The organism is Mycobacterium sp. 1274761.0, assembly GCF_001668615.1.
GTDB lineage: Bacteria > Actinomycetota > Actinomycetes > Mycobacteriales > Mycobacteriaceae > Mycobacterium.
On sequence record NZ_LZMC01000021.1, the window covers coordinates 26,235 to 48,274 of the forward strand.

General features: G+C 67.1%; 21 protein-coding genes and 1 pseudogene. 3 read left to right on the plus strand and 19 right to left on the minus strand.

All coding sequences use genetic code 11. From position 1 onward, the window contains the following. Nucleotides 1–11: 11 nt before the first annotated feature. Nucleotides 12–869, plus strand: a complete 858-nt coding sequence (locus A5651_RS03660; protein ID WP_066975680.1) for a hypothetical protein — start codon at nt 12–14, stop codon at nt 867–869. Here the strand turns inward: A5651_RS03660 and aroQ are convergent. The 10 genes and pseudogenes from aroQ to A5651_RS03710 all read right to left on the minus strand — a co-directional run bounded on the left by aroQ (nt 866) and on the right by A5651_RS03710 (nt 10,569). Then, nucleotides 866–1,306 (minus strand): type II 3-dehydroquinate dehydratase, encoded by a 441-nt coding sequence (aroQ, locus tag A5651_RS03665; RefSeq protein ID WP_066975682.1) that lies wholly within the window; start codon nt 1,304–1,306, stop codon nt 866–868. The two genes, A5651_RS03660 and aroQ, sit on opposite strands and share 4 nt — an antisense overlap. After that, nucleotides 1,303–2,391, minus strand: a complete 1,089-nt coding sequence (aroB, locus tag A5651_RS03670) for a 3-dehydroquinate synthase (protein ID WP_197496530.1) — start codon at nt 2,389–2,391, stop codon at nt 1,303–1,305. Before aroB ends, aroQ begins: the two co-directional genes overlap by 4 nt. A gap of 142 nt (nt 2,392–2,533) precedes the next feature. Then, a pseudogene (locus tag A5651_RS03675) lies at nt 2,534–3,058 on the minus strand (shikimate kinase); the annotation flags it as partial. Next, nucleotides 3,058–4,266, minus strand: coding sequence for a chorismate synthase (gene aroC / locus A5651_RS03680; RefSeq protein ID WP_066975796.1), 1,209 nt, complete (start codon nt 4,264–4,266; stop codon nt 3,058–3,060). The pseudogene A5651_RS03675 and the gene aroC, both read right to left, overlap by 1 nt. Nucleotides 4,267–4,388: 122 nt before the next feature. After that, on the minus strand, nt 4,389–4,820 hold the full coding sequence (locus tag A5651_RS03685; protein WP_066975686.1) for a prepilin peptidase: 432 nt from the start codon (nt 4,818–4,820) through the stop codon (nt 4,389–4,391). 9 nt (nt 4,821–4,829) lie between these two features. After that, entirely contained in the window at nt 4,830–5,648 is an 819-nt protein-coding gene (locus A5651_RS03690) for a shikimate dehydrogenase (protein ID WP_066975687.1), read from the minus strand. Continuing rightward, nucleotides 5,626–6,876: an endolytic transglycosylase MltG gene (gene mltG / locus A5651_RS03695; protein ID WP_066975689.1), complete on the minus strand. Its 1,251-nt coding sequence runs from the start codon at nt 6,874–6,876 to the stop codon at nt 5,626–5,628. Before mltG ends, A5651_RS03690 begins: the two co-directional genes overlap by 23 nt. Next, a complete protein-coding gene (gene ruvX, locus A5651_RS03700; protein WP_066975691.1) occupies nt 6,869–7,366 on the minus strand; it encodes a Holliday junction resolvase RuvX in 498 nt (165 codons plus the stop codon). The genes mltG and ruvX overlap by 8 nt, the downstream gene beginning before the upstream one ends. A 4-nt stretch (nt 7,367–7,370) precedes the next feature. Next, complete coding sequence (alaS, locus tag A5651_RS03705; RefSeq protein ID WP_066975693.1) at nt 7,371–10,061, minus strand: alanine--tRNA ligase; 2,691 nt, start codon at nt 10,059–10,061, stop codon at nt 7,371–7,373. A 106-nt stretch (nt 10,062–10,167) separates the two neighbouring features. Beyond that, nucleotides 10,168–10,569, minus strand: a complete 402-nt coding sequence (locus A5651_RS03710; RefSeq protein WP_066975695.1) for a secondary thiamine-phosphate synthase enzyme YjbQ — start codon at nt 10,567–10,569, stop codon at nt 10,168–10,170. A gap of 103 nt (nt 10,570–10,672) precedes the next feature. Between A5651_RS03710 and A5651_RS03715 the strand changes: the two genes are divergently transcribed. After that, a complete protein-coding gene (locus A5651_RS03715) occupies nt 10,673–11,293 on the plus strand; it encodes a putative quinol monooxygenase (protein WP_066975696.1) in 621 nt (206 codons plus the stop codon). A gap of 90 nt (nt 11,294–11,383) precedes the next feature. Further along, nucleotides 11,384–11,692 carry a GlsB/YeaQ/YmgE family stress response membrane protein gene (locus tag A5651_RS03720; RefSeq protein ID WP_066975698.1) on the plus strand — a complete coding sequence of 103 codons (309 nt, stop codon included), beginning with the start codon at nt 11,384–11,386 and terminating at the stop codon, nt 11,690–11,692. A 66-nt stretch (nt 11,693–11,758) separates the two neighbouring features. Here the strand turns inward: A5651_RS03720 and A5651_RS03725 are convergent, their stop codons facing one another. The 9 genes from A5651_RS03725 to A5651_RS03765 form a co-directional block, all read right to left on the minus strand. Next, nucleotides 11,759–12,232 carry an SRPBCC family protein gene (locus A5651_RS03725; protein WP_066975700.1) on the minus strand — a complete coding sequence of 158 codons (474 nt, stop codon included), beginning with the start codon at nt 12,230–12,232 and terminating at the stop codon, nt 11,759–11,761. Between the two features lie 34 nt (nt 12,233–12,266). Then, nucleotides 12,267–12,566, minus strand: a complete 300-nt coding sequence (locus A5651_RS03730; RefSeq protein ID WP_066975798.1) for a helix-turn-helix transcriptional regulator — start codon at nt 12,564–12,566, stop codon at nt 12,267–12,269. Between the two features lie 106 nt (nt 12,567–12,672). Beyond that, nucleotides 12,673–14,010 (minus strand): replication-associated recombination protein A, encoded by a 1,338-nt coding sequence (locus A5651_RS03735; RefSeq protein ID WP_066975702.1) that lies wholly within the window; start codon nt 14,008–14,010, stop codon nt 12,673–12,675. A gap of 29 nt (nt 14,011–14,039) precedes the next feature. Beyond that, nucleotides 14,040–15,509, minus strand: a complete 1,470-nt coding sequence (locus A5651_RS03740) for a DUF4118 domain-containing protein (RefSeq protein ID WP_082943570.1) — start codon at nt 15,507–15,509, stop codon at nt 14,040–14,042. A 164-nt stretch (nt 15,510–15,673) separates the two neighbouring features. Then, nucleotides 15,674–16,498 carry a DUF3097 domain-containing protein gene (locus A5651_RS03745; protein WP_066975707.1) on the minus strand — a complete coding sequence of 275 codons (825 nt, stop codon included), beginning with the start codon at nt 16,496–16,498 and terminating at the stop codon, nt 15,674–15,676. Between the two features lie 36 nt (nt 16,499–16,534). After that, nucleotides 16,535–17,563 (minus strand): putative zinc-binding metallopeptidase, encoded by a 1,029-nt coding sequence (locus tag A5651_RS03750; RefSeq protein ID WP_066975709.1) that lies wholly within the window; start codon nt 17,561–17,563, stop codon nt 16,535–16,537. Next, the gene (locus A5651_RS03755) at nt 17,556–18,455 is read right to left on the minus strand and encodes a transglutaminase family protein (protein ID WP_066975800.1); all 900 of its coding nucleotides are present in this window, start codon (nt 18,453–18,455) and stop codon (nt 17,556–17,558) included. Before A5651_RS03755 ends, A5651_RS03750 begins: the two co-directional genes overlap by 8 nt. Further along, a complete protein-coding gene (locus A5651_RS03760) occupies nt 18,452–21,076 on the minus strand; it encodes a circularly permuted type 2 ATP-grasp protein (RefSeq protein ID WP_066975711.1) in 2,625 nt (874 codons plus the stop codon). Before A5651_RS03760 ends, A5651_RS03755 begins: the two co-directional genes overlap by 4 nt. Beyond that, the gene (locus A5651_RS03765) at nt 21,076–22,008 is read right to left on the minus strand and encodes a DUF389 domain-containing protein (protein ID WP_066975713.1); all 933 of its coding nucleotides are present in this window, start codon (nt 22,006–22,008) and stop codon (nt 21,076–21,078) included. The genes A5651_RS03760 and A5651_RS03765 overlap by 1 nt, the downstream gene beginning before the upstream one ends. Nucleotides 22,009–22,040: the final 32 nt, after the last annotated feature.

The following is a 22,040-nucleotide window of genomic DNA, read 5'->3' on the forward strand; positions in this document are numbered from 1 at the left end:
GGCTCACGGCGATGAACCCGGACGCGCTCTGCACGTCCGACAGCTGGAGCCCGTTCACCGCCGCATCCGCGTATTCGCAACTCGCCGGTGTTCTCGGCGGATTCCTCATCACCGCAATCGCATTGCTGTTCGACCGCAACGGCCGCGAGGCCGTGCACACCTTGGCGTTGTTCTCCTCGGCCGTGCTGATCCTGATGCTGAACAGCTTCGTGTTCAGCATGATGACCGGCAATCAGGTGCCCGCCGAAGGAGACCGCAGCGGCATCTGCGCGATCGCCTGGACCCAGAACGCGCTGTCCATCGGGATGCTGGCGGCGGGCGCGGTGGGGCTGTTCGGCGGTCTGGGGTGGATGCTGTCGACGCACGCGGTCAACAAGTTGGCCGACCTGGACGCCGACGAGGTGCGGCCGTACAGCTTTCTGTCCAACCTCGGCAGCTGGCTGACGTTCGCGGCGGCGATGGCGGCGACGCTGATCCTGTCGGAGACGGCGATCGACTACCTGCATTTCATGTTCGGTCGCAGGCCCGATTTCGGCTGGGTTGCACTGATCACCGTCAGCGCAGCGGTCATGGTCGTCATCGATTTCGCGCTCATCTACCTGCGCACCAGAACATTGCGCCGATCGCTGGCCGACCCCGAACAGCCGACGCTGCTGGCGACGCGTTCGATCAAGGTGGCGACGGTGGGCATCGTCGCGCTGGCCATCGTTGCGTCGTGGCTGGCGGTGAGCCTCAACCGTTTTCCGAAGTCCTGGCTGACGGCCCCCAATATCGCGGTGGTCGTGGCCGTGTTGTTTCTCAGCTTTGTGGTGCCGGCGGTGGTATCGATCGCCATCTGCGATTCGGCGGCCAGCACCGAGAAGAGCTAGTCGAGGCTCGCGAGGTAGCGCAGTGCAAGCAGATACCCCTGCACGCCGAGTCCGACGATCACGCCGGTGGCGATCGCGCTCAGATAGGAGTGGTGCCGAAAAGCTTCTCGCGCATGCACATTGGAGATGTGCACTTCGATCAGCGGGGCGCGCAGTTCGGCGCACGCGTCACGCAGCGCGATCGACGTGTGGGTGAACGCGCCGGCGTTGAGTACCACGGGTTCGCCGGCGTCGGCGGCACGGTGAATCCAGTCCAACAGCTCGGCCTCGCTGTCGGATTGCCGGACAACCGCTTTCAAACCCAGCTCGTCGGCCTCGCGTTCGACCATCGCGACGAGGTCCTCGTAGGTGGTGTTGCCGTAGACCTGTGTCTCACGGCGACCGAGCCGACCGAGGTTGGGGCCGTTGATGACGTTCACCACCAAGAACCCGGTCATGACTGTGCCACCTCCGCGTACGCCGCCGCCAACAACGACGGGTCAGGGCCTTCCAGCCGGCCCGGTTTCGCCAGCCCGTCGAGGACGACGAAGCGCAGCACTCCCGATCGGGTCTTCTTGTCTCCGGCCATGAACTCGATCAGCTGCGGCAGCGCGTCGGCGTCGTAGCTCACGGGAAGGCCCAGCGAGGTCAGGATCGCACGATGCCTGGCCGCGGTGGCGTCGTCGAGTCGTCCGGCCAACCTGCCCAATTCGGCGGCGAAGACCAATCCCACCGATACGGCGGCGCCGTGGCGCCACTGGTAACGCTCGCGGCGCTCGATGGCGTGGGCCAGCGTGTGGCCGTAGTTCAGGATCTCGCGCAGTTGCGCTTCCTTCTCGTCGGCGGCGACCACCTCGGCCTTGACGGCGATCGCCCGCCGGATCAGCTCGGGCAGCACGGTGCCCGAGGGATTCAGCGCGGCCTCGGCATCGGCCTCGATGAGATCGAGGATCACGGGGTCGGCGATGAAGCCCGCCTTCACGATCTCGGCCATCCCGGCGACGATCTCGTTGCGCGGCAACGTTTCCAGCGTCGCGAGGTCGACGAGCACCGCGGCTGGCTGATGAAACGCCCCGACGAGGTTCTTGCCTGCATCCGTGTTGATGCCCGTCTTCCCGCCGACGGCGGCGTCGACCATACCCAGCAATGTGGTGGGCACGTGCACGATGTCGATCCCGCGGAGCCAGGTGGCGGCTGCGAACCCGGCGACATCGGTCGCCGCTCCCCCGCCGAGGCTGACGATGGCGTCCTTGCGGCCCACGCCGATCCGGCCGAGCACCTCCCAGATGAAGCCGACGACAGGCAGGTCCTTACCGGCCTCGGCGTCGGGGATCTCGATGCGGTGTGCGTCGACGCCCTTGTCCTCTAGGTGATTTCGGATCGCCTCGGCTGTCTGCGCCAGTACCGGCTGGTGCAGAATCGCCACTTTGTGCCTGCCCTCGAGGAGAGCGCCCAACTCGCCCATCAGCCCGGTGCCGATGATCACGGGATACGGCGGGTCGGTCTTCACCTCGACGGTAACGGGCGTGGTCAGTTCAGTCATGGCGGGCCTCCGCCCGACGGGCCAGTTCCGCAGGACTGGCCGGGGTGGTGGGCTCGGATGTGGTTGGCGCCAACGACACCGGTGTGCGGCGCCACGACGGGCGGCGACGCCGACGCGGTTTCGGCTTTGGCGGCGCCTGTCCTGCTTGTGGTTCTGCTTGGGGATTCTCCAGCCGCGAGGCGATGTAGCGTACGACCGCACCGGGATTGCGCCGGTTGGTGTTGACGCGGATCGTGGCGGCCTTGCGGTACAGCGGAACCCGCTGGGACATCAACGCTTTGAACTTCTCGGCCCGGTCGTCACCGGCGAGCAGCGGCCGCACCGTGGTACCGCCCGTGCGGCGGATTCCTTCGGCGGCGCTGATCTCGAGGTAGACCACGGTGTGTCCGGAAAGGGCTTCGCGCACACCGGCGGTCGTGATCGCGCCGCCGCCCAGCGAGAGCACACCGTCGTGGAATTCCAGCGCGTCGCGGATGACTTCCTCCTCGATCCGGCGGAACTCCGCTTCACCGTCGTTGGCGAAGATGTCGGCGATGGTGCGGCCAGTGGTCTTCTCGATAGCCGCGTCGGTGTCCAGCAGGGCGACGCCGAGTGCCTTGGCCAGCCGCCGTCCGATCGTGGACTTGCCCGAACCGGGCAGTCCGATCAGCACGGCCTTGGGCGCCATCAGCCCGACGCCTGCGCGCGCTGCGCCGGTTCGCGGGCGGTGATGCTCGCGCGGTAGTTATCGATGTTGGCCCGGGTCTCGGCGAGTGAGTCGCCGCCGAATTTCTGCAGCGCCGCGCGGGCCAGGACGAGTGCCACCATGGTTTCGACGACGACGCCCGCGGCGGGCACCGCGCACACGTCGGAGCGCTGATGGATGGCGACGGCCTCGTCACCGGTGGCCATGTCGACGGTGGCCAGCGCGCGCGGCACTGTCGAGATCGGCTTCATCGCGGCCCGAACGCGCAGCGGTTGGCCGTTGGTCATGCCGCCTTCCAGCCCCCCGGCGCGGTTCGTCGACCGCAGCACACCGCCGGGACCGGGGTACATCTCGTCGTGCGCGACGCTGCCGCGGCGGCGGGCGGTTTCGAAACCGTCACCGATCTCGACGCCTTTGATCGCCTGGATGCCCATGACGGCGCCGGCAAGCTGGCTGTCGAGGCGGTTGTCGCCGCTGGTGAACGACCCGAGCCCGATCGGCAGGCCGTTGGCGACGACTTCGACGACGCCGCCCAGCGTGTCGCCGTCGGCCTTGGCGGCCTCGATCTCGGCAATCATCCGGGCCTCGGCGTCGTTGTCGAAGGCGCGCACGGGGCTGGCGTCGATGGCCGCCAGGTCGCAGGCCTGCGGCGGCGGACCGTCGTAGGGCGCCGAGGCGCCGATCGAGATGACGTGCGAAAGCACCTCGACGCCGAGCGCCTGCTTGAGAAAGGCGCGCGCGATCGTGCCGGCCGCGACGCGGGCCGCGGTTTCGCGGGCGCTGGCGCGTTCGAGCACCGGGCGGGCGTCGTCGAACCCGTACTTGAGCATGCCCGCGTAGTCGGCGTGGCCTGGTCGCGGCCGGGTGAGCGGCTCGTTGCGGGCGACGTTCTCGAGCTCGGCGGGGTCGACGGGATCGGGCGCCATCACCGTTTCCCACTTCGGCCATTCGGTGTTGCCGATCTCGATGGCGACCGGGCCGCCCAGCGTGACGCCGTGGCGGACACCGGCGAGCATGGTGACCTGGTCCTGCTCGAATTTCATCCGGGCGCCGCGGCCATAGCCCAGCCTGCGGCGGGCCAGCTGGCCTGCGATGTCGTCCGACGTAACCTGGACGCCGGCGACCATGCCCTCGACCACGGCCACCAACGCGCGGCCGTGTGATTCACCAGCTGTGGTCCATCGCAACACGCGTCCCATCTTCCCACGCGCACTCTGCCTGCGGAAATCCGCGCGCGGGGCCGTCATTTGTGAGTCTGACGACGGAAAAACGCGAGAATCGTCGTCAGATTCACAAACGAGGGGTGCAACGCCTAGACAACGACGAGCGTCAGCGCGGCCAGCGTCGCGACACACATCGACGGGCCGTGCGGTACAGCGCGTTCGGCCCGGCGCACCAGCGCGACGCAGGCCACGCCAGCGGTCAGCAGCGGCGCGGTCACCGCTGCCAGCAGCCAGACGTCGTACCCGAATGCACCCGCCAGTCCCCCGACGCCCGCGGCGAGCTTCACATCGCCGGCACCCATCGCCGACGGCGCGAGCAGGTGCACGACGAGGTAGAGACCCGCCAGAGCAACCGCACCCGCCAGTGCAGGCACGCCGCGGCCCGCCGCCGCGGCGACCGCAAGGACCACCACACCGCCCGGCACCGTCAACCAGTTGGGCAGCCGCCGTTGGCGAAGGTCATAGACGCTCAACGCCGCAAGCCACGCCAACACACCGAACCCGGCAAGCGCCGCCCCCATGTAGTGAGGCTAAACGCCGCGAAGTGCTTCTCGCATCGCCTCTTTCGGCGCAGGCAGACCCGTGAACTGCTCGACCTGGGCATACGCCTGATTCAGCAGCATCTCCAGCCCGCTGATGACTCGTCCGCCCGCTGCCTCCACCGCGGCGGCCAGCGGCGTGGGCCACGGGTCATAGATCGCATCCAGCAAGACGGGGATCCCCGACAGGGCGCGCGCATAACGGGAAGCGGCATCCGCCGGAATCGTGTTCACCACCACCGACACATCGCTGATGGCAGCAGCCACGTCGGCTCCTTCGAGGTCGAGCCATTCGGCCTCAGCACCCACGCGGACGGCCAGATCCACCACGGGCGCGGCCTTCTCGCGGTTGCGCGCGGCCACGGTGATCCGCTGGACGCCCAGCTCGGCCAGCCCGACGATCACCGCCGGCGCAGTCCCGCCCGAACCCACCACCAGGGCGTGACCGGACACCTCACCAACAGCGCCGATCACCCCGTCCACGTCGGTGTTGTCAGCCCGCCAGCCCGCCGCTGTGTGCACCAAGGTGTTCGCCGCGCCGACCAACTCCGCACGCGCAGAGCGCTCGCCCGCGAAGCGCAACGCCGCGAACTTGCCTGGCATCGTCACCGACAGACCGACCCACTCGGGGCCGAACCCGTCGACGACGGCCGGTAACTCATCTGCTGTGCACTCAATGCGGTCATAGGTCCAGTCATGAAGACCCAGGGCGCGGTAGGCCGCCAGATGCAATTGCGGTGAGCGCGAATGAGCGATGGGTGAACCCAGCACCGCAGCCTTGCGTACGCTACCGCGCGCTGTCGAGGACACCGTTGCGCTTCGCGAGCTCGATGTTCGCCAGGTGCTGCGGGTAGTCGCGGGTGAACAATGTCGTGCCCTGCAGGTCGACCGTCACGAAGTACAGCCAATCCCCGTTCGCGGGACGCTCGGCGGCGGTCAGCGCCTCGGTCCCCGGCGAACAGATCGGAGTGGCCGGAAGCCCTTCGCGCACATAGGTATTCCACGGAGTGGTCTTCGCGCGATCGGCATCGGTGGTCGCCACCTCCTGCCGGTCCAGCGAGTAGTTCACCGTCGAGTCGAACTCAAGCCTGCGGTGATCCGGCACGACCAGGCGGTTGTAGATGACGCGGGCGACCTTGTCGAAGTCCTGCGGCTTTGATTCCCGCTGCACCAGCGAAGCCACCGTCAGGATCTGATACGGCGACATGTTCAACGACTTGGCGGTGTCCAGAAGACCGCTCTGCGTGTACTGGATGGCGCTGGCGTTGATGAGCGTGGACAGAATGTCGATGGCCGAGGCGGACGGGTCCACATCCCATGACCCGGGCGCGATCAGGCCCTCGAGCCTGCGGTGATCGTCGCCCATCGCTTGCACGGGCTGAGTGGCCCATTCGGGCACTGACAGCGCGGCCAGCGGCGCCGAGCCGGCCGCTTCGCGAAGAAGGTCGGCCGACATGCAGCGACGATCGCCGTCGAGGTCTACACACGTCGCGTTCGATATCAGGCTGAAGATGCCCTCGGTGACATTGTTGGTCTTGACGTCGCGGATGTCGTCGAGCTGGCGGCCCTCGGGGATGACGAGCTTGCCCACCCGGTTGTGTGCATCGGTAAGCCGCGCAACGGCATCCGCGGCGGGTATCTCGGTGCGCATCCTGTAGAAGCCCGGCTGGATGGACTGGATCCCCGAGTCGCCCTCCGCCGCGTTGATGAACGCCCGCGACGTCGCGACCACGTGGTGTTCTTCGAGTGTCTGGCCGATGGCCGTCGTCGAATCGCCGTCATGGATCTGAATGACGATGTCCGCCTTGCCATCCCCCGAATAGTCGCCGCCGCCGTTGAACACGCTGTGCCACATCCGCGAGCCCAGAAACACCGCGGCGATGACCACCATGATGAACGCGCTCAGCGTGACACCGCGCACCAGGCGGCGCCTGCGGCGGCGACGCGACTCGCGGATGCGCGCCGCACGGCTCATGCGATGTCGTGGCGGACCCACCGCAACCGGCTGTTGCCGTTCCCGCTCCCAGCCGTCAGGCATTGCCGACCTCATTGAGCGTCGCCCGCCGCTGGTCCAGCCAGCTCTGCAGTATCCCGACCGCGGCGGCCTGGTCGATCATCGCCTTCTGACCCCGTGCCCGCACGCCGGCTTCCCGCAGGGAGCGTTGAGCGGTGACGGTCGTTAGCCGTTCATCGGCCAGCCGCACCGGTATCGGAGCGATGCGGCGCGACAGCTCCTGGGCCACCGCGATGGCATCCTGCGCGGACGGCCCGGTGCGGTCTGCGAGCGTGCGCGGCAGCCCGACCACCACCTCCACGGCATCCAATTCGGTGACGAGCTGAGTCAGCCGTCGCATATGGCGGTCCGTTCTGTCACGGCGGACGGTCTCTACCGGCGTGGCGAGAATGCAGTCCGGGTCGCTCGACGCGACGCCGATCCGAACACTTCCCACGTCGATCCCCAACCGGCGGCCCCGCCCGGGATCGTCGCCCCCTGGCCGATCCGGCAGACGATGTTCTGGTGTCGGCACGTGGCTAGCTCCGGCCTATCTCCGCACGTAGGGCTGCCAGCGCGGCGTCGATGCGCGCCGCGCCCTTACCGGAGCCCTGCGCCATGTCCGGCTTGCCGCCCCCGCGGCCGTTCACCGGTGACGCCAACTCCTTGATCAACTCGTTGGCCTTCAGACCGAGATCCTGCGCGGCCGGGTTGACGGCGACCACGAACGGCACGGCGTCGTCGTCGCCTTCGGCAATGAGTGCGATCACGGCCGGATCCGAACCGATCTTGCCGCGGATGTCGCCGACGAGGCTGCGCAGGTCGGCGGCCGACGTCCCCCCAGCCATCCGCTGCGCCACGACACGGACCTTACCGATCTGTTCGGCGCCTGCCGCGGCATTTGCTGCGGCCGCGCGCGCGTTGGCCAGCCGCATCTTGTCGAGTTCCTTCTCGGCGGTCTTCAACCGGTCCACCAGCTGCGCCACCCGCGCGGGCACCTCTTCCGAGGGCACCTTCAGCGACGACGCCAGGCCGGCCATCAGCGCACGTTCCTTGGCCAGGTGGCGGAAAGAGTCGAGGCCGACGTAGGCCTCCACGCGCCGCACCCCGGAGCCGACGGAGGATTCGCCGAGGATGGTGACGGGCCCGATCTGGGCGGAGCTGCGCACGTGCGTGCCGCCGCACAACTCTAGCGAGAACGGTCCGCCGATTTCGACGACGCGCACCTGCTCGGGATAGGCCTCGCCGAACAGCGCCATCGCCCCCATCGCCTTGGCCTTTTCCAGTTCAGTGGTGAAGCTGTGCACCTCGTAGTCGGCCTCGACGGCCTCGTTGGTGACCTCTTCGATCTGGCTGCGCTGGTCCTCAGACAACGCGCCCTGCCAGTTGAAGTCGAACCTCAGATAACCGGGACGGTTCAATGAACCGGCCTGAACAGCGTTGGGGCCCAGCACCTGCCGCAACGCGGCATGGACCATGTGGGTTCCGGAGTGGCCCTGCGTGGCGCCGTGGCGCCACCGCGGATCCACCGCCGCGACGACGGTGTCACCTTCGACGAATTCACCCGATTCGACGTTGATGCGGTGCGCCCAAAGGGTTTTCGCGATCTTCTGCACGTCGGTGACGGCGGCCCGTGACGTGCCAGAGGTGCCGGTGCCTTGGACGGTGCCTTCATCGGCGATCTGTCCGCCGGACTCGGCGTAGAACGGCGTGCGATCGAGGATCAGTTCGACGCGCTCAGCCTGCTGGCCGTCGTGCGTGACCACCGGCACCCGTTTGCCGTCGACGAAGATGCCGAGAATCCTTGCTTCGGAAGATAATTCGTCGAAGCCGGTGAACTCGGTGGGACCCGCGTCGACCAGCTCGCGGTAGGCCGACAGATCGGTGTGCGCCTGCTTGCGGGCGGCGGCGTCGGCCTTGGCGCGCTGCCGTTGCTCGGCCATCAGGCCGCGGAAGCCCTCCTCGTCGACGCTCAGGCCGGCCTCGGCGGCCATCTCGAGGGTGAGCTCGAGCGGGAAGCCGTAGGTGTCGTGCAACGTGAAGGCGTCCGATCCGGACAACACGGTGGACCCTGACTGCTTGGTCGCGCGGGCGGCGTCGTCGAACAGCCGCGAACCCGATGCGAGCGTGCGGTTGAAGGCGGTTTCCTCGGCCACCGCGATGCGCTGGATCCGGTCGAAGTCGGTGACCAACTCCGGATAGGACGGGCCCATCGCGACGCGCACCGTGGCCATGATGTCGCCGACGATCGGCTGGGTGATGCCCAGCAGCTTCGCCGACCTGATCATTCGGCGCAGCAGACGGCGCAGCACGTAGCCCCGGCCGTCGTTGCCGGGGCTCACCCCGTCGGCGATGATGATCGCCGCGGTGCGGCTGTGGTCGGCGATGATCCGGTAGCGGACGTCGTCGTGGTGGTCGCCCTGGCCGTAGCCGCGCGGCGCCAGGCCGGCGACCAGATCGATGACCGGGCGCAGCAGATCCGTCTCGTAGACGTTGTCGACACCCTGCAGCAGACAGGCAACGCGTTCGATGCCCATGCCGGTGTCGATGTTCTTGCGCGGCAACGGCCCGAGGATCTCGAAGTTCTCCTTCGAGGTGCCTTCACCGCGCTCGTTCTGCATGAACACCAGGTTCCAGATCTCGATGTAGCGGTCCTCGTTGGCCACCGGGCCACCCTCGACGCCGTAGTGGGGACCGCGGTCGTAGTAGATCTCCGACGACGGGCCGCACGGCCCGGGTATACCCATCGACCAGTAGTTGTCGGCCATGCCGCGGCGCTGGATCCGCTCGGCGGGCAGGCCGGCGACTTCCTGCCACAGTTGGGCGGCCTCGTCATCGTCGAGATACACCGTCGCCCAGAGCCTTTCGGGATCAAGGCCGTAGCCACCCTGATCGACGGGTTTGGTCAGCAGCGTCCAGGCCAGTTCGATGGCGCCCTTTTTGAAGTAGTCGCCGAACGAGAAGTTCCCCGCCATCTGGAAGAACGTGTTGTGCCGCGTCGTGATGCCGACCTCGTCGATATCGGGTGTGCGGATGCACTTCTGGATCGAGGTGGCACGGTCCCACGGCGGGGTGCGCTGGCCGAGGAAGTACGGCACGAACTGCACCATGCCCGCGTTGACGAACAGCAGATTGGGATCATCGAGGATCACCGACGCGCTGGGCACCTCGGCGTGGCCCGCCGTCACGAAGTGATCAAGGAATCGCTTCCTGATCTCGTGTGTCTGCACTTCCCGATGTCCTCTGACTTCCGTGCTGCATTTCGCCGTGGATTTCGTCGTGACCCATGATCAAACCGACCGCACTACAGTACCGATCACTTTTGTCGCGCCGTCATCAGCCGTTTATGAAGCTCAACCGCACGGATCGGCGCGGGTTATCCCTGTTGAGGTCAACGAGTACGACACTCTGCCAAGTTCCCAACAGCGGTTCGCCGTCCTGCACCGGCAAAGTGACTGAGGGCGCGACCAGCGCGGGCAGCACATGGTCGGCGCCGTGCCCAGGCGAGCCGTGGGCGTGTCGGTACCGGTCGTCGCGGGGCAGCAGATTTTCCAGCGTGTCGACGAGGTCGTCGTCGGATCCTGCGCCGGTTTCGATGACCGCGACGCCCGCGGTGGCGTGCGGCACGAATACGTTGCACAGGCCATCGCCGTGGTCAGCGCAGAATTTTCGCACGTCGTCGGTGAGATCAACGATCCGTCGCCGCGAAGAATCGATCTCGAGCACGTCGGAATCCATAACCCAATCCTACGGACGCTTGAAGCCCGTGCCCGGCCGGAGGAAGCTGATCGGTGGTGGGTGGCGCCACCGGGGCGCCGCCCCAGAGAAGAGGGGGTGGGCCGTGTACGCGCGCTCAACCACTATCCAGGCGAAGCCCTCATCAATCGATGACGGGATCGCATTCGTCCGCGACGAGGCCATGCCTGCCCTGCAGGCCATGGACGGCTATATCGGGCTGTCGTTGTTGGTGGACCGCGAATCCGGGCATTGCATCGTCACCAGTGCGTGGGAAACGCAGGACGCGCTACGCGCCAGCACCGAGGCGGCCGCGCCGCTTCGCGAGTCGGCGGGCAGTCATTTCGGCGGCGACCTCACGATGGACGAGTGGGAGATCGGTGCCATGCACCGCGAGCATCGCACCAGCGACGGTGCATGCGTTCGGGCCACATGGATCAAGATGCCGCGCGACCAGATCGACCGGGCCATCGACTTTTATCGAACCTCTGTGCTGCCCTCGCTCGAGGATCTCGACGGGTTCTGCAGTGCGAGCTTCATGCTGAACCGATCGACGGGACGAGGCGTGTCCTCGGCGACGTTCGACAGCCGCGAGGCGATGGAGCGCACCCAGGAGAACGCCCGTGAGCTTCGCAACGCGCGCACGCGCGAGCTCGGCGCCGACATCGTCGACGTCGGCGAGTTCGAGCTGGCATTGGCGCATCTGCGTTTGCCTGAGTTGGTGTAGCAACGCGCGCCGTTTGGTTGACGCCGGCGTTTATTTCTCGGGGGGCCAGGGTATTTCCTCTGCACCGAATACGGCCCCAGAGGAGTAAAGATGACCATCACCGGTGTTATCACGGCAATTCTCATAGGCATTGTGGTCGGCGTGCTCGGCCGCCTCGTTGTTCCCGGCAGGCAGCCAATCGGCATGCTGGCCACGGTCCTGATCGGCATCGTCGGCGCCTTCCTCGGCACCGCGATTGCACGCGCGCTCGGCATCCCGACGGTGACCAACGGCATCGACTGGCTCGAGCTGCTGGTACAGGTCATCGTCGCGGCCCTCGGTGTCGCCCTCGTCTCGGCGATGATGGGACGCAGGCGCACAGGCGTTGTCGGACGCAGGCGTTCCGGTCTGCTGCGGTAACCACATCTCTTTAGCAACGGGCTCGGCGACTTCCCCTGGTCACCGAGCCCGTTCGCGTTGAGGCCGTCACAGGGATGTCAGCAGCGCATCCAGCTTTTCATAGCCTTCGGTCATACCGCCCTCCATGCCCGAGGTCAGCAGCGCGTCGCGCGCCTCGGTGCTGGGGCAGATCGAGCGACCGCGCAGCCGGCTGCGGCCGCCGCCAAGGTCTTCGAACCACATGAACTCGATGTTCACCATGTCTTGGGCGCCCTCGTATTCGAACGTCTGGATTATCAGTTCGTTCTCACGGATGGTGTGAAACGTGCCGTTGAAGCGGAATTCGCCGTCATCGCTGGCGTGGACATAGCGATACCCGCCGTGAGTAGTGAAGTCCCACTCCTCAATTCGCATCTCCAAGCCGTGTGGTCCCAGCCATTGTCGAACCAGATCTGGTTCGGCGTGAGCGCGGAACAGCGCTTGCACGGGAGCATCGAACTCACGGCTGAACTCCATCGCCAACGTGTCGACGGGTGCCGTTAAATCCAGTGCGTTGGTCATCGTTGATTCCCCTTCTCGGTGTTCTTGGTGTCGGTCACGTCGCCAGCAGGGCGTCCAGCCGGCGGTAATTGCGTTCGGCGTCAAGCCGATACCGGTCGATCCATGCCGTCAGCCTCTCCAACGCGGCCGCGTCCAGGTGGACAGGCCGACGCTGCGCATCACGGGTTCGGGTGACCAACCCGGCCTGCTCGAGCACCTGAATGTGTTTGGAGACGGCCTGTTTCGTGATGTCGAAGGGCTCGGCCAATTCGTTGACCGTCGACGGCCCACGCGACAGCCGCGCGACGATCGCGCGCCGGACGGGATCGGCAAGCGCCATGAAGGCGCGATCCATCCGCTCATCGTCATCTCCCTCGCTCGCCACTAGTCAACCTATTCGTTGATCAATGAGTTGGTTGACTACAACGGTAAGAGCCGTCGGCAACGATGTCAAGGGGCGGTCAGCGCCTGCGGCGGATGATCGCGCGCAGCTTGTCCAGCCGACCCGCGATCTCCCGTTCGGCGCCGTGGGTGGTCGGCCGGTAATAGTCCACGCCCACCAGCTCGTCGGGCGGATACTGTTGCGGCACAACGCCGTCGGGATCATCGTGGCTGTACTTGTAGCCGATCGCATTGCCCAGCGCCTCGGCGCCGGAGTAGTGCCCGTCGCGCAGATGCGGCGGGACGAGGCCCGCCTTGCCAGCGCGGACGTCGCTCATCGCCGCGCCGAGGGCGGCGGTCACGGCGTTCGACTTCGGCGCCGTCGCAAGATGCACCGTCGCATGTGCCAACGTCAGCTGGGCTTCCGGCATGCCGATCAACTGCACCGTCTGCGCGGCGGCGACGGCGGTCTGCAGCGCCGTCGGGTCGGCCATCCCGATGTCCTCGCTGGCGAGGATCATCAGCCGCCGGGCGACGAACCGCGGGTCCTCCCCCGCGACCAGCATGCGGGACAGGTAGTGCAGGGCGGCGTCGACGTCCGAGCCGCGGACGGACTTGATGAAGGCGCTGATCACGTCGTAGTGCTGGTCGCCGTCGCGGTCGTAGCGCACCGCGGCTTTGTCCAGCGACTGCTCGATGGTCTCGACGGTGACCTCGTCCCCGGCCTCGGCGGCGACCTCCAGCGCCGTCAGCGCTCGCCTGGCGTCACCCGCCGACAGCTGCACCAGCAGATCCACCGCGTCATTGGCGACCTCGATTTTGCCCGCCAGCCCGCGCGGATCCTCGATGGCGCGCGTGACGACGGTGCGGACGGCGTCGGTGGCCAGCGGCTGCAACTGCAGGATCAGCGACCGGGACAACAGCGGCGCGACGACGGAGAACGACGGGTTCTCCGTGGTGGCCGCCACCAGCAGCACGACCCGGTTTTCGACCGCGGACAGCAGGGCGTCCTGCTGGGTCTTGGAGAACCGGTGCACCTCGTCGATGAACAACACGGTCTGTTCTCCGGCATGAAGGAGAGCAACGCGCGCCTTATCGATGACGGCGCGGACCTCCTTGACGCCGGCCGACAGAGCCGACAGCGCCTCGAACCGGCGGCCCGTGGCCTGGGAAATCAGCGACGCCAACGTGGTCTTGCCGGTGCCCGGCGGTCCGTACAGGATGACCGACGCGGCACCCGAGCCTTCGACCAGGCGGCGCATGGGCGAGTTGGGTGCGAGCAGGTGATCCTGGCCGACGACCTCGTCGAGCGATGCCGGCCGCATCCGCACCGCGAGCGGGGCCGACGCGCCGACGGGTCCCGTCGCACCGCCGGTCGAGGGCGGCCCGCCCGGGACGTCAAAGAGACCGTCGGACACGGTTTCTACTTACCACGTGAACCCGACAATCACGCGCACGGGATGACGGCGCGCAGACTGGTGCCTCCCCCGACTGGACTCGACAGCTCGAAACGGCCGCCCAGGGCCTCCACCCGGTCTTTGAGTCCGATGAGGCCGGAGCCACCTCCGATGGTCGCCCCGCCGACCCCATCGTCGGCGATGAGGAGATGCAGCTCGCCGTCGCCGGCCGTGACACGCACGCTGACTTCACTTGCATGTGCATGTTTGGATGCGTTGGTCAGCGCCTCGGCGACGGCGTAGTAAGCAGCGACTTCAACCTGCTGCGAGAATCGTGAACCGACCTGCACGTCAAGCACAACCGGCAGCGCAGAGCGTCGCGCCAACGCATTGAGCGCCGGACGCAGCCCACCTTCGGACAAGACGGCGGGGTGCAGGCCTCGGGAGATTTCTCGCAGGTTTTCGGCCGTCGCGCTGAGCTCGGCCATGACGTCGGCAATCTGCTGGCGAAGTGCCTGCTGGTCGGCGGGCATCGCGGCCTCGATGCTTCGAAGTTGAAGTCCCAGCGAAACCACACTCTGCTGTGCACCGTCGTGGAGATCCCGCTCGAAGCGGCGTCGCGCCTGGTCGGCGGCGCTGACGATGCGCGCCCGCGAGGCCGTCAACTCGGCCCGGGTGGCGGCGTTGATGATCGCCGTGGCGACGAGATCTGCGAAGTCACCCACCCATAACTCGGTGTCGGGCGGGAGCAATTCGCTACGCGCAGAACCGACGATCAGCGCGCCGTATACGCAGTCGTCGACAATGATCGGCGCTCCGACAGCGGATCGGATCCCGAGTTGGCGGATGCGCGCAGCGGTTGGACCGACCGCGCCGTCGTAATTGTCTACCCGCGCGGCGTGTCCGCTCTGCTTGATCAACGCAGCGACGCTGTCGCCGTGCAGACAGAGGCGTTCCCCCGGACTCATCAGCAGACGATCGCGCGAGCCAGAGGATGCCCCGACGACGTGTGCGACGTGGTCCTCGAATCGAAGCAGCACAGAGTTGTCGACGTCCAAGCTGGTGCAGAGCTCGTATACCGCTGCCTCAGAGACCTTTTCCGGCGAGATCCCACGCGCGACCATCGTCGCCACCTGACGGAGCGCGGCCTGCTGGGTGGCGAGGGCGTCGGCCTCGTAGGCCCGCAAACGTGCTTGTCGCCCAATGACGTTGGTGATCAGCGCGATAGGCAGAAACACGAACAGCGCAAAGAAATCGTTTACAGCGATCCCCTCGCCTGATCCGCGACCTTCAAGATGGAAGTAGCAATAGATCAGCGCACTGAGAATCGTCGTCGCGAGGGACAACCCGAATCCCCAGCCCACGGAGATGACCAGCACGCCGAGGAGGAAGATCGCGCCGTAAGAGTTCTCCGACGACGTGTGTTTGAACCGGTAGACCAGCAACGTCTCGACGGCGATGAAGCCAAGCGCCACGACGACGCCGACCCCGGCTGGCGCGGGCGTCGGACGGAACAACACATTGAGGTGACGCGTTTCAGCGGCTCTCCACGGATGTGAGCACCGTTGCGCCAACGACCGTCAGGCAGGTGACACAGGGAACTCGAGAAGCCACGACTACAAGCACAGTCTGCCCGCGGCCGCAGAACAATCCGGCTAACGGGTATTCCTCATTCCGGCGAGCCTTACGTCGCGTCCTGGGTCACGAAGTCGATCAGTTCCTCGACGCGTCCGATCAGTGCGGGCTCGAGGTCATTCCAATCCCGCACTCGACCGCGGATCCGCTGCCAGGCCCGCGCGACATCGGCCTGCCGGGCGTGCGGCCAGCCGAGCGCCTGGCACACGCCGTGCTTCCAGTCGACACTCTTGGGAACGGTCGGCCACGCCGCAATCCCGACCCGTTGCGGCTTGACGGCCTGCCAGATGTCGATGAACGGGTGACCGACGATCAGCGTGTGCGCCTGCTTCACCTGATGCGCGATGCGTGCCTCCTTGGACCCGGCGACCAGATGGTCGACCAGCACGCCGAGACGACGGTGGGGCCCGGGCCGGAAATCCTCGACGATGCCGACCAGGTCGTCGATCCCGCCCAGATACTCGACGACGACGCCCTCGATGCGCAGATCGTCTCCCCAGACCTGCTCGACGAGTTCGGCGTCGTGGCGTCCTTCGACGTAGATGCGGCTGGACCGCGCGACCCTGGCCTTCGCGCCGGCGACAGCAACCGACCCGGACGCGGTGCGCGTCGGCGAGGAGGGCACGGCCTGCCGCGGCGCGGTGAGGATCACCGGCTTGCCGTCGATCAGATAGCCGGGCCCGACGGGAAACGGTCTGCGCCTGCCGCGAGCGTCCTCGAGTTCCATGCGGCCGTACTCGACGCGGACAACCGCTCCGACGTAGCCGGTCTGCGCGTCCTCGACGACCATGCCGATCTCGATCGCACGCTCCGTCGAGCGGGGCTTTCTGTGCGGGTTGTTGGCGAGCACGTCAGCGCCATAGCGATCGACCACCGGGTGATCGTAGGGGCAATCGGCGCCTGAACGCGGTCAACGCGCGGTGGTCTCCTCGATCACGGTGTGGATGAACCGCATCTTGTCCAACACCGCCGGCGGCAGCACGAACGGATACAGGTCTTCCTTGCCCATCGACCGGTTGATCATGTTCAGCGCCCACGACAAGGGCAGCCACATCTCGATGATCTGATCGAAACCGCTGGGGCCCAGCACCTTCCGCTCAAAGGTCGCCGCGGCGGGAGCGAAGCTGAACGCGGCCGCGGTGTCGAGGGTGTCGCGGATGTGCAGGTAGTGGGCGAAGGTTTCGGCCCAATCCTCGGCGGCGTGCATGGTTGCGTAGGACGAGACGTAGGTCTCCTGCCAGTCCGTCGGGGCGCCCTCGCTGTAGTGCCGGTCGAGCGATGCCTGATAGTCGGCGTCGGGGTCACCGAACAGCTGCGTGAACGTCTGCTTGTATTCGGGCACCGGGTCGACGAGCCGAAAGTAGTAGTAGTGGCCGATCTCGTGGCGGAAGTGGCCGAGCAGCGTGCGATAAGGCTCGTCCATCGAGATTCGCAGCTGCTCGCGGTGAACGTCGTCGCCCTCGGCGAGGTCCAGGGTGATCACGCCGTTGTCATGGCCGGTGAACACCTTCTCCTTCTCGCTGGAGAGCAGGTCGAAGGCCAGCCCGAGGTCGGGGTCCTCATTGCGCCCGATGATGGGCAGCTTCAGCTCGGACAACTCGGCGATCAGCCGTCGCTTGGCCCGCTCGGCTCCGGCGAACGCCGCCAGCGCCTTGGTCTCCGAGTCTCGAGGCCGCGTGCGAGTCAACGCGCATGACGCGCAAAGCTTTCGGACAGGCGCCTTCTCGACGAGCCAATTGCATTCCGCCAGATGAAGATTGGCGCACAGCTCGTATTTGTCGGCGTCGACGAAACCCGGTTGCGAACTCTCCTCCCCCGACGCGATGACAAGCAACGCCATGTCGTCCAGCGAGAACCCCAAAGGACTGTTGCACGACAGGCACAGCGAGTTCTCGAAGGCCAGGTGCTGACCGCACTTCGGGCAAATGAAATCACGCATGCAGCGTCTCCCCTTCAAAGGGCGCAACGTCGACGGCGACATCGATGACGCTGCTCTCGGAGTCGGTGTAGATGATGCCACGCAACGGCGGTACGTCGGCGTAGTCGCGGCCCCACGCTACGACGATGTACCGCTCGTCCACCATCTGATCGTTTGTCGGGTCAAGACCCAGCCACTGGTTCTGCGGTGTCCACACCGACGCCCACGCGTGGGTGGCGTCGGCGCCGACCATGCGGGCCTTGCCCGGCGGCGGATCGGTGGCCAGATACCCCGAAACATAGCTTGCCGCAAGGCCATTTGCGCGCAGACAGGCGATCGCCAACCGCGCGAAATCCTGGCAGACGCCTTCCTTCGCGGTCACCACGTCGTCGACGCGGGTGGAAACCGATGTCGACCCCGACCGGTAGGTGAAATCGGAATAGATTCGCGACGTCAGGTCGGTCAGCGCGTCGATCAGCGGCCGGCCCGGCACGAAGCTCGGCGCGGCGTACTTCCGCACCCGATCGGTGATCTCCGGCGGCTGCAGGTCGAGGGTGAACTCGGTCGCCAGCGCGGCGTCGAGGCCGACCGGACGCGCGATCTCCCATGGCGCAAGCGCGGTTCCGGCGCCGTAGAGCTCCGGTGGTGGCGGGTCGACCTCAACGATGGACTCACTGGTGACCGTCAGTTTGCGGTGGCGTTCGGTGACGTGGAAGTACGAGCTTGTGTTGCCGTAGGCGTCGGTGCTCGTGGAACTGTCGGTGGGATCGGGGTCGACGTGCAATGCGTGGAACAGGCAGCGCTGCCGCTCGGTGCCGCGTGGAGTCAGAAAGCCGCGGCCGTAAGAGCTCGTCACCACGTCGGAGTACCCGTAAATCGTGCTGTGAGACACGCGATATCGGCGGACAGTCATGGCATCTCCCGTCGCACGGCGGGTCCCCACAACGGCTGCATGCCGCCAGGAAGCGACAGATGCGTCGCGGTGATGACTCCGGACAGCTCGCGCAGGTCGGCGTGCAGCCCGTCGAGCAGCTCAACAAGCACGCCGCGTGTGCCGTCGGCGCCGACGTCCTGCAGGTCATCCGGGTCGACCCGACGCAGCCTGGTACCGATCTCGTCAATCATCCGCTCGGGCCGCGCCGAGCCCAGCGCCTTGAGACCGGCGCGTAGCCGCTCGAACTGGTAGGCCAGCGAGCGCGGGTTTTCGGCGTCGAACATCACGAGATCGGCCACCGCGGAGATGTTCACCACGCCGGGATTGCGCCTGCGGTAGATGACCGACGACTCGCAGGCCACCAGCGCCGACTCGGTGACGGTCTGCTCGGCCTCCGGGCTGCGGACCGGCGTCATCGTCGCGCTGAGCAATGCCGTCAGAGCCAGGCCGCGCTCGATGCGCTTGCCGATGTCCATCATCGTCCAGCCGACGTCCTGCACCATCGACTCGGCCGCCAGCCCCGACAGCGCCAGCATCCCAGCCAGCGTCTCGTGGTGGGCCGCAACCAGATAGGCCTCGCCCTCAGTGCGCGATTCGGGCATCGAGCGGCCCCGGTGAAGCACCGCACGTTCGACCGCCGCGAGCACCATCCAGGTGTCGTTGGACATCTGGTCGCGCACCGCGCGTGCCGACAGGCCGAGCCGCTCCACCGACTGAGCCAGCGAACCAGGTCGATGCCGGTCGGCGGTCAGCGACCACAAGGTCGTCGGCGCGGTCGCGATCATCTCGTGCGCATCACCGTCGGCACCCGTGTCGGTGCCCGTGACCCGACCCAGCGCGGCCAGCAGCGCGGGCACGCATTCGCTGCCCGCCATGCCCTGCCGGTACCGGAATTCGTGATACCGCTCGCGGGTGACGGTCAACAGCCTGGCCATGTTTTCGGCGCGCTCTGCGTACCGTCCCATCCAGAACAGATCCGACAGGACGCGTGGCGAGCTGACGGCGCGGGTGGGGCTCGGCTTCATCGCCGGGAGCTCCAGCGGCGACGTCAGGATCCGTTCAGCGGTCATCCGAGCCGGGGTGCGAACCCAGACATCCTTGGCCGCAACCGTTTTCAGCGGCGAACCCGCACCGCCAAGAGAGACGTGGTAGCCGAGGCCGCCGATCATCGGTGCGTAACCGCCGCGCTGGGCCACCGTGAACAATCGCATTCCGATGCTGGCCGAGGACAGCCCGCCCGGATTTAAATCGGTAGGGGCAGTGGAGAACTGCGGTACCTCCTGGCCCACCCACTGCCACGGCGCGGCCTCGATGCGGGCGGCGAGGTCGGCGCGCTGCTTGACCGTCAACGCCGGACCCACCACCGTCCCGCCACCGGTCACCGGTTTGATCAGCAGCGACCCCAGCTTGTTCAGCAGGTGCGAACGCTCGACGTTGATGCCGCCCCAGTACACCGGTGCCGCCTCCAGCAGCGGCGTCTCGCCGAGAAGCGCACGCGCCAAGTCGGGCAGAAAACGCAGCAGCCCAGGGCTTTCCAATACGCCGCTGCCCAGCGTGTTCACCACCGTCACCGCTCCTCTGCGCATCACCTCGACCAGCCCGGCCACACCGAGTCGCGAATCCGAGCGCAGGTCAAGTGGATCGGCATAGTCGGCGTCCAACCGGCGCAGCACCACGTCGACGCGCTTGAGCATGCCGAGCGAGCGCATCCACAGCTTGCCGTCCCGGACCACCAGGTCCGCGCTTTCCACCAACGGGAAGCCCAGCACGCTGGCCAGATAAGCCTGGTCGAACGCGGTTTCGGAGTGGATGCCCGGGCTGAGCACCACCACCACCGGTTCCTCGGCCGACTCGGGCGCGACGTCGATCAGGGCCAGCCGCAGCGCCTGCGCCCACGGCGAGGCCGGACGGGGCGCGATCCGTTCGTAGAGATCGGGCACGGCGTGGGCGATGACGCGGCGGTCGGCGAGCGCATAACCCGCGCCCGACGGCGCCTGAGCCCAGTCCGCATTGACGACAAACTCCCCTGATGCGCTGCGGCTGATGTCGCACGCGTGCATGAACAGTTGATGCTTGCCCGGCACCTCGATGCCACGCGCCGCACGCAGATAACCCGGATGGGCGAATAGCAGTTGCGGGGGCAACACGCCGCCGGTCACCGACCGGCGGGGGCCGTACAGGTCGGCCAGCACCGCGTCGAGCATCCGGGAGCGTTGCACCAGACCGGATTCCAGCGTGCTCCAGTCGTTCGCCGAGATCACCAGCGGCAGCGCGTCCAAACGCCACGACACCGGCCCGGCGTCGTCGCCGTTGGTGGCGGGTTCGGAGTTCGTGCCGGGTGGGATGTATGTGATGCCGTCGTTGTCGACGAGGTTGCGCACGAGGGCGCGCAGCTCGTCGAGGCCGGTGCGGCCCCGCTCGCCGACACATTCGGCGACTTCGAGCCAGGCCGGCCGGACATTGCCTGCCGCGTCGACAAATTCGTCGTATCCACTGACGCTCGTGTCGGTGGGTTCAAACAGCGCCTGCTGGGCCCGCGCGGTGCGGTAGCCGGCCAGCAGGTGGTCGATATCGTGCGGATCAGCCGCGGGTCGTGCCATCAATGCACGACGGTACTGAAGTGTCGCCGGTCGGCCAGTCGCCGCGCCAGCAGAACCAGGACCGCAGCGAGCACGATCCCGGCCAAGTTGATCAGAAGCTGCAGGGCGGATTTCGCGGCGATGTCCCAGTCGCCGACCGTCGCGGCCACGACGGCGAAGCCGGCGGCGGGCACCGTGGTCACCGAGATGAAAACACCGACAAGCGCGGCCGATTTGGCCGACACCAACGACAGCATTCCCGCCGCACCGGCGAAGAGCGCCACAACGAAGGACAGCGGCCCGACCTGGAAGATGAAGTCGACCTGATCGAGTTGGCGCGTGCTGGTGACCTCGATCCACCCGACGGCCTCGCCCGCCAGCACCGCGACCGCGGTGACAAGCATCGCGACGGGAAACCCGACGAGCAGCGCCAGCGCGGCGCGGCGGGCGAGGGAAGTCTTGCGTCGCACCAAGGACACCGCCAGCGCGGCCAGCGGGCCGAACTCCGGCCCGACGACCATCGCACCCACCACGGTGACCGGCGAGTCGGTCACCACGCCGACCGCCGCGATCAGGCAGGCCAGGCACAGAAACGCGAGGTAGGTGACGTTGAGTGTGGACTCCTCGCGGGTCCGGCTGGCCAGCTCGTCCCATACCACCGCGTCGGCCGGATCACCTTCTGCGTCCTCTTCGGCTTGGTAGGCACGCGTCGAGAGCACGGTGTCGACGACATCGAGTGTGATCGCGCCGCGCTCCTTGACGCCCATCGCCTTCAACGTGTCGACCACGTCGTTGGCGGACTCGCGCGCGATTTCGGCGGTGACCTCGTCACCGGGCGGATCCAGTGCGGCGCCGCGGTGGACCACCAGGTGCGCGACGCCCGGGTTCTGGGCGAGGGCGCCGATCACGTCGTCGCGTAGGTCGGCCGGCGCGATGACCCGTAAGTGCAGCATTGTCGGCACAGTAGTGGCATCGCTGCTTTACT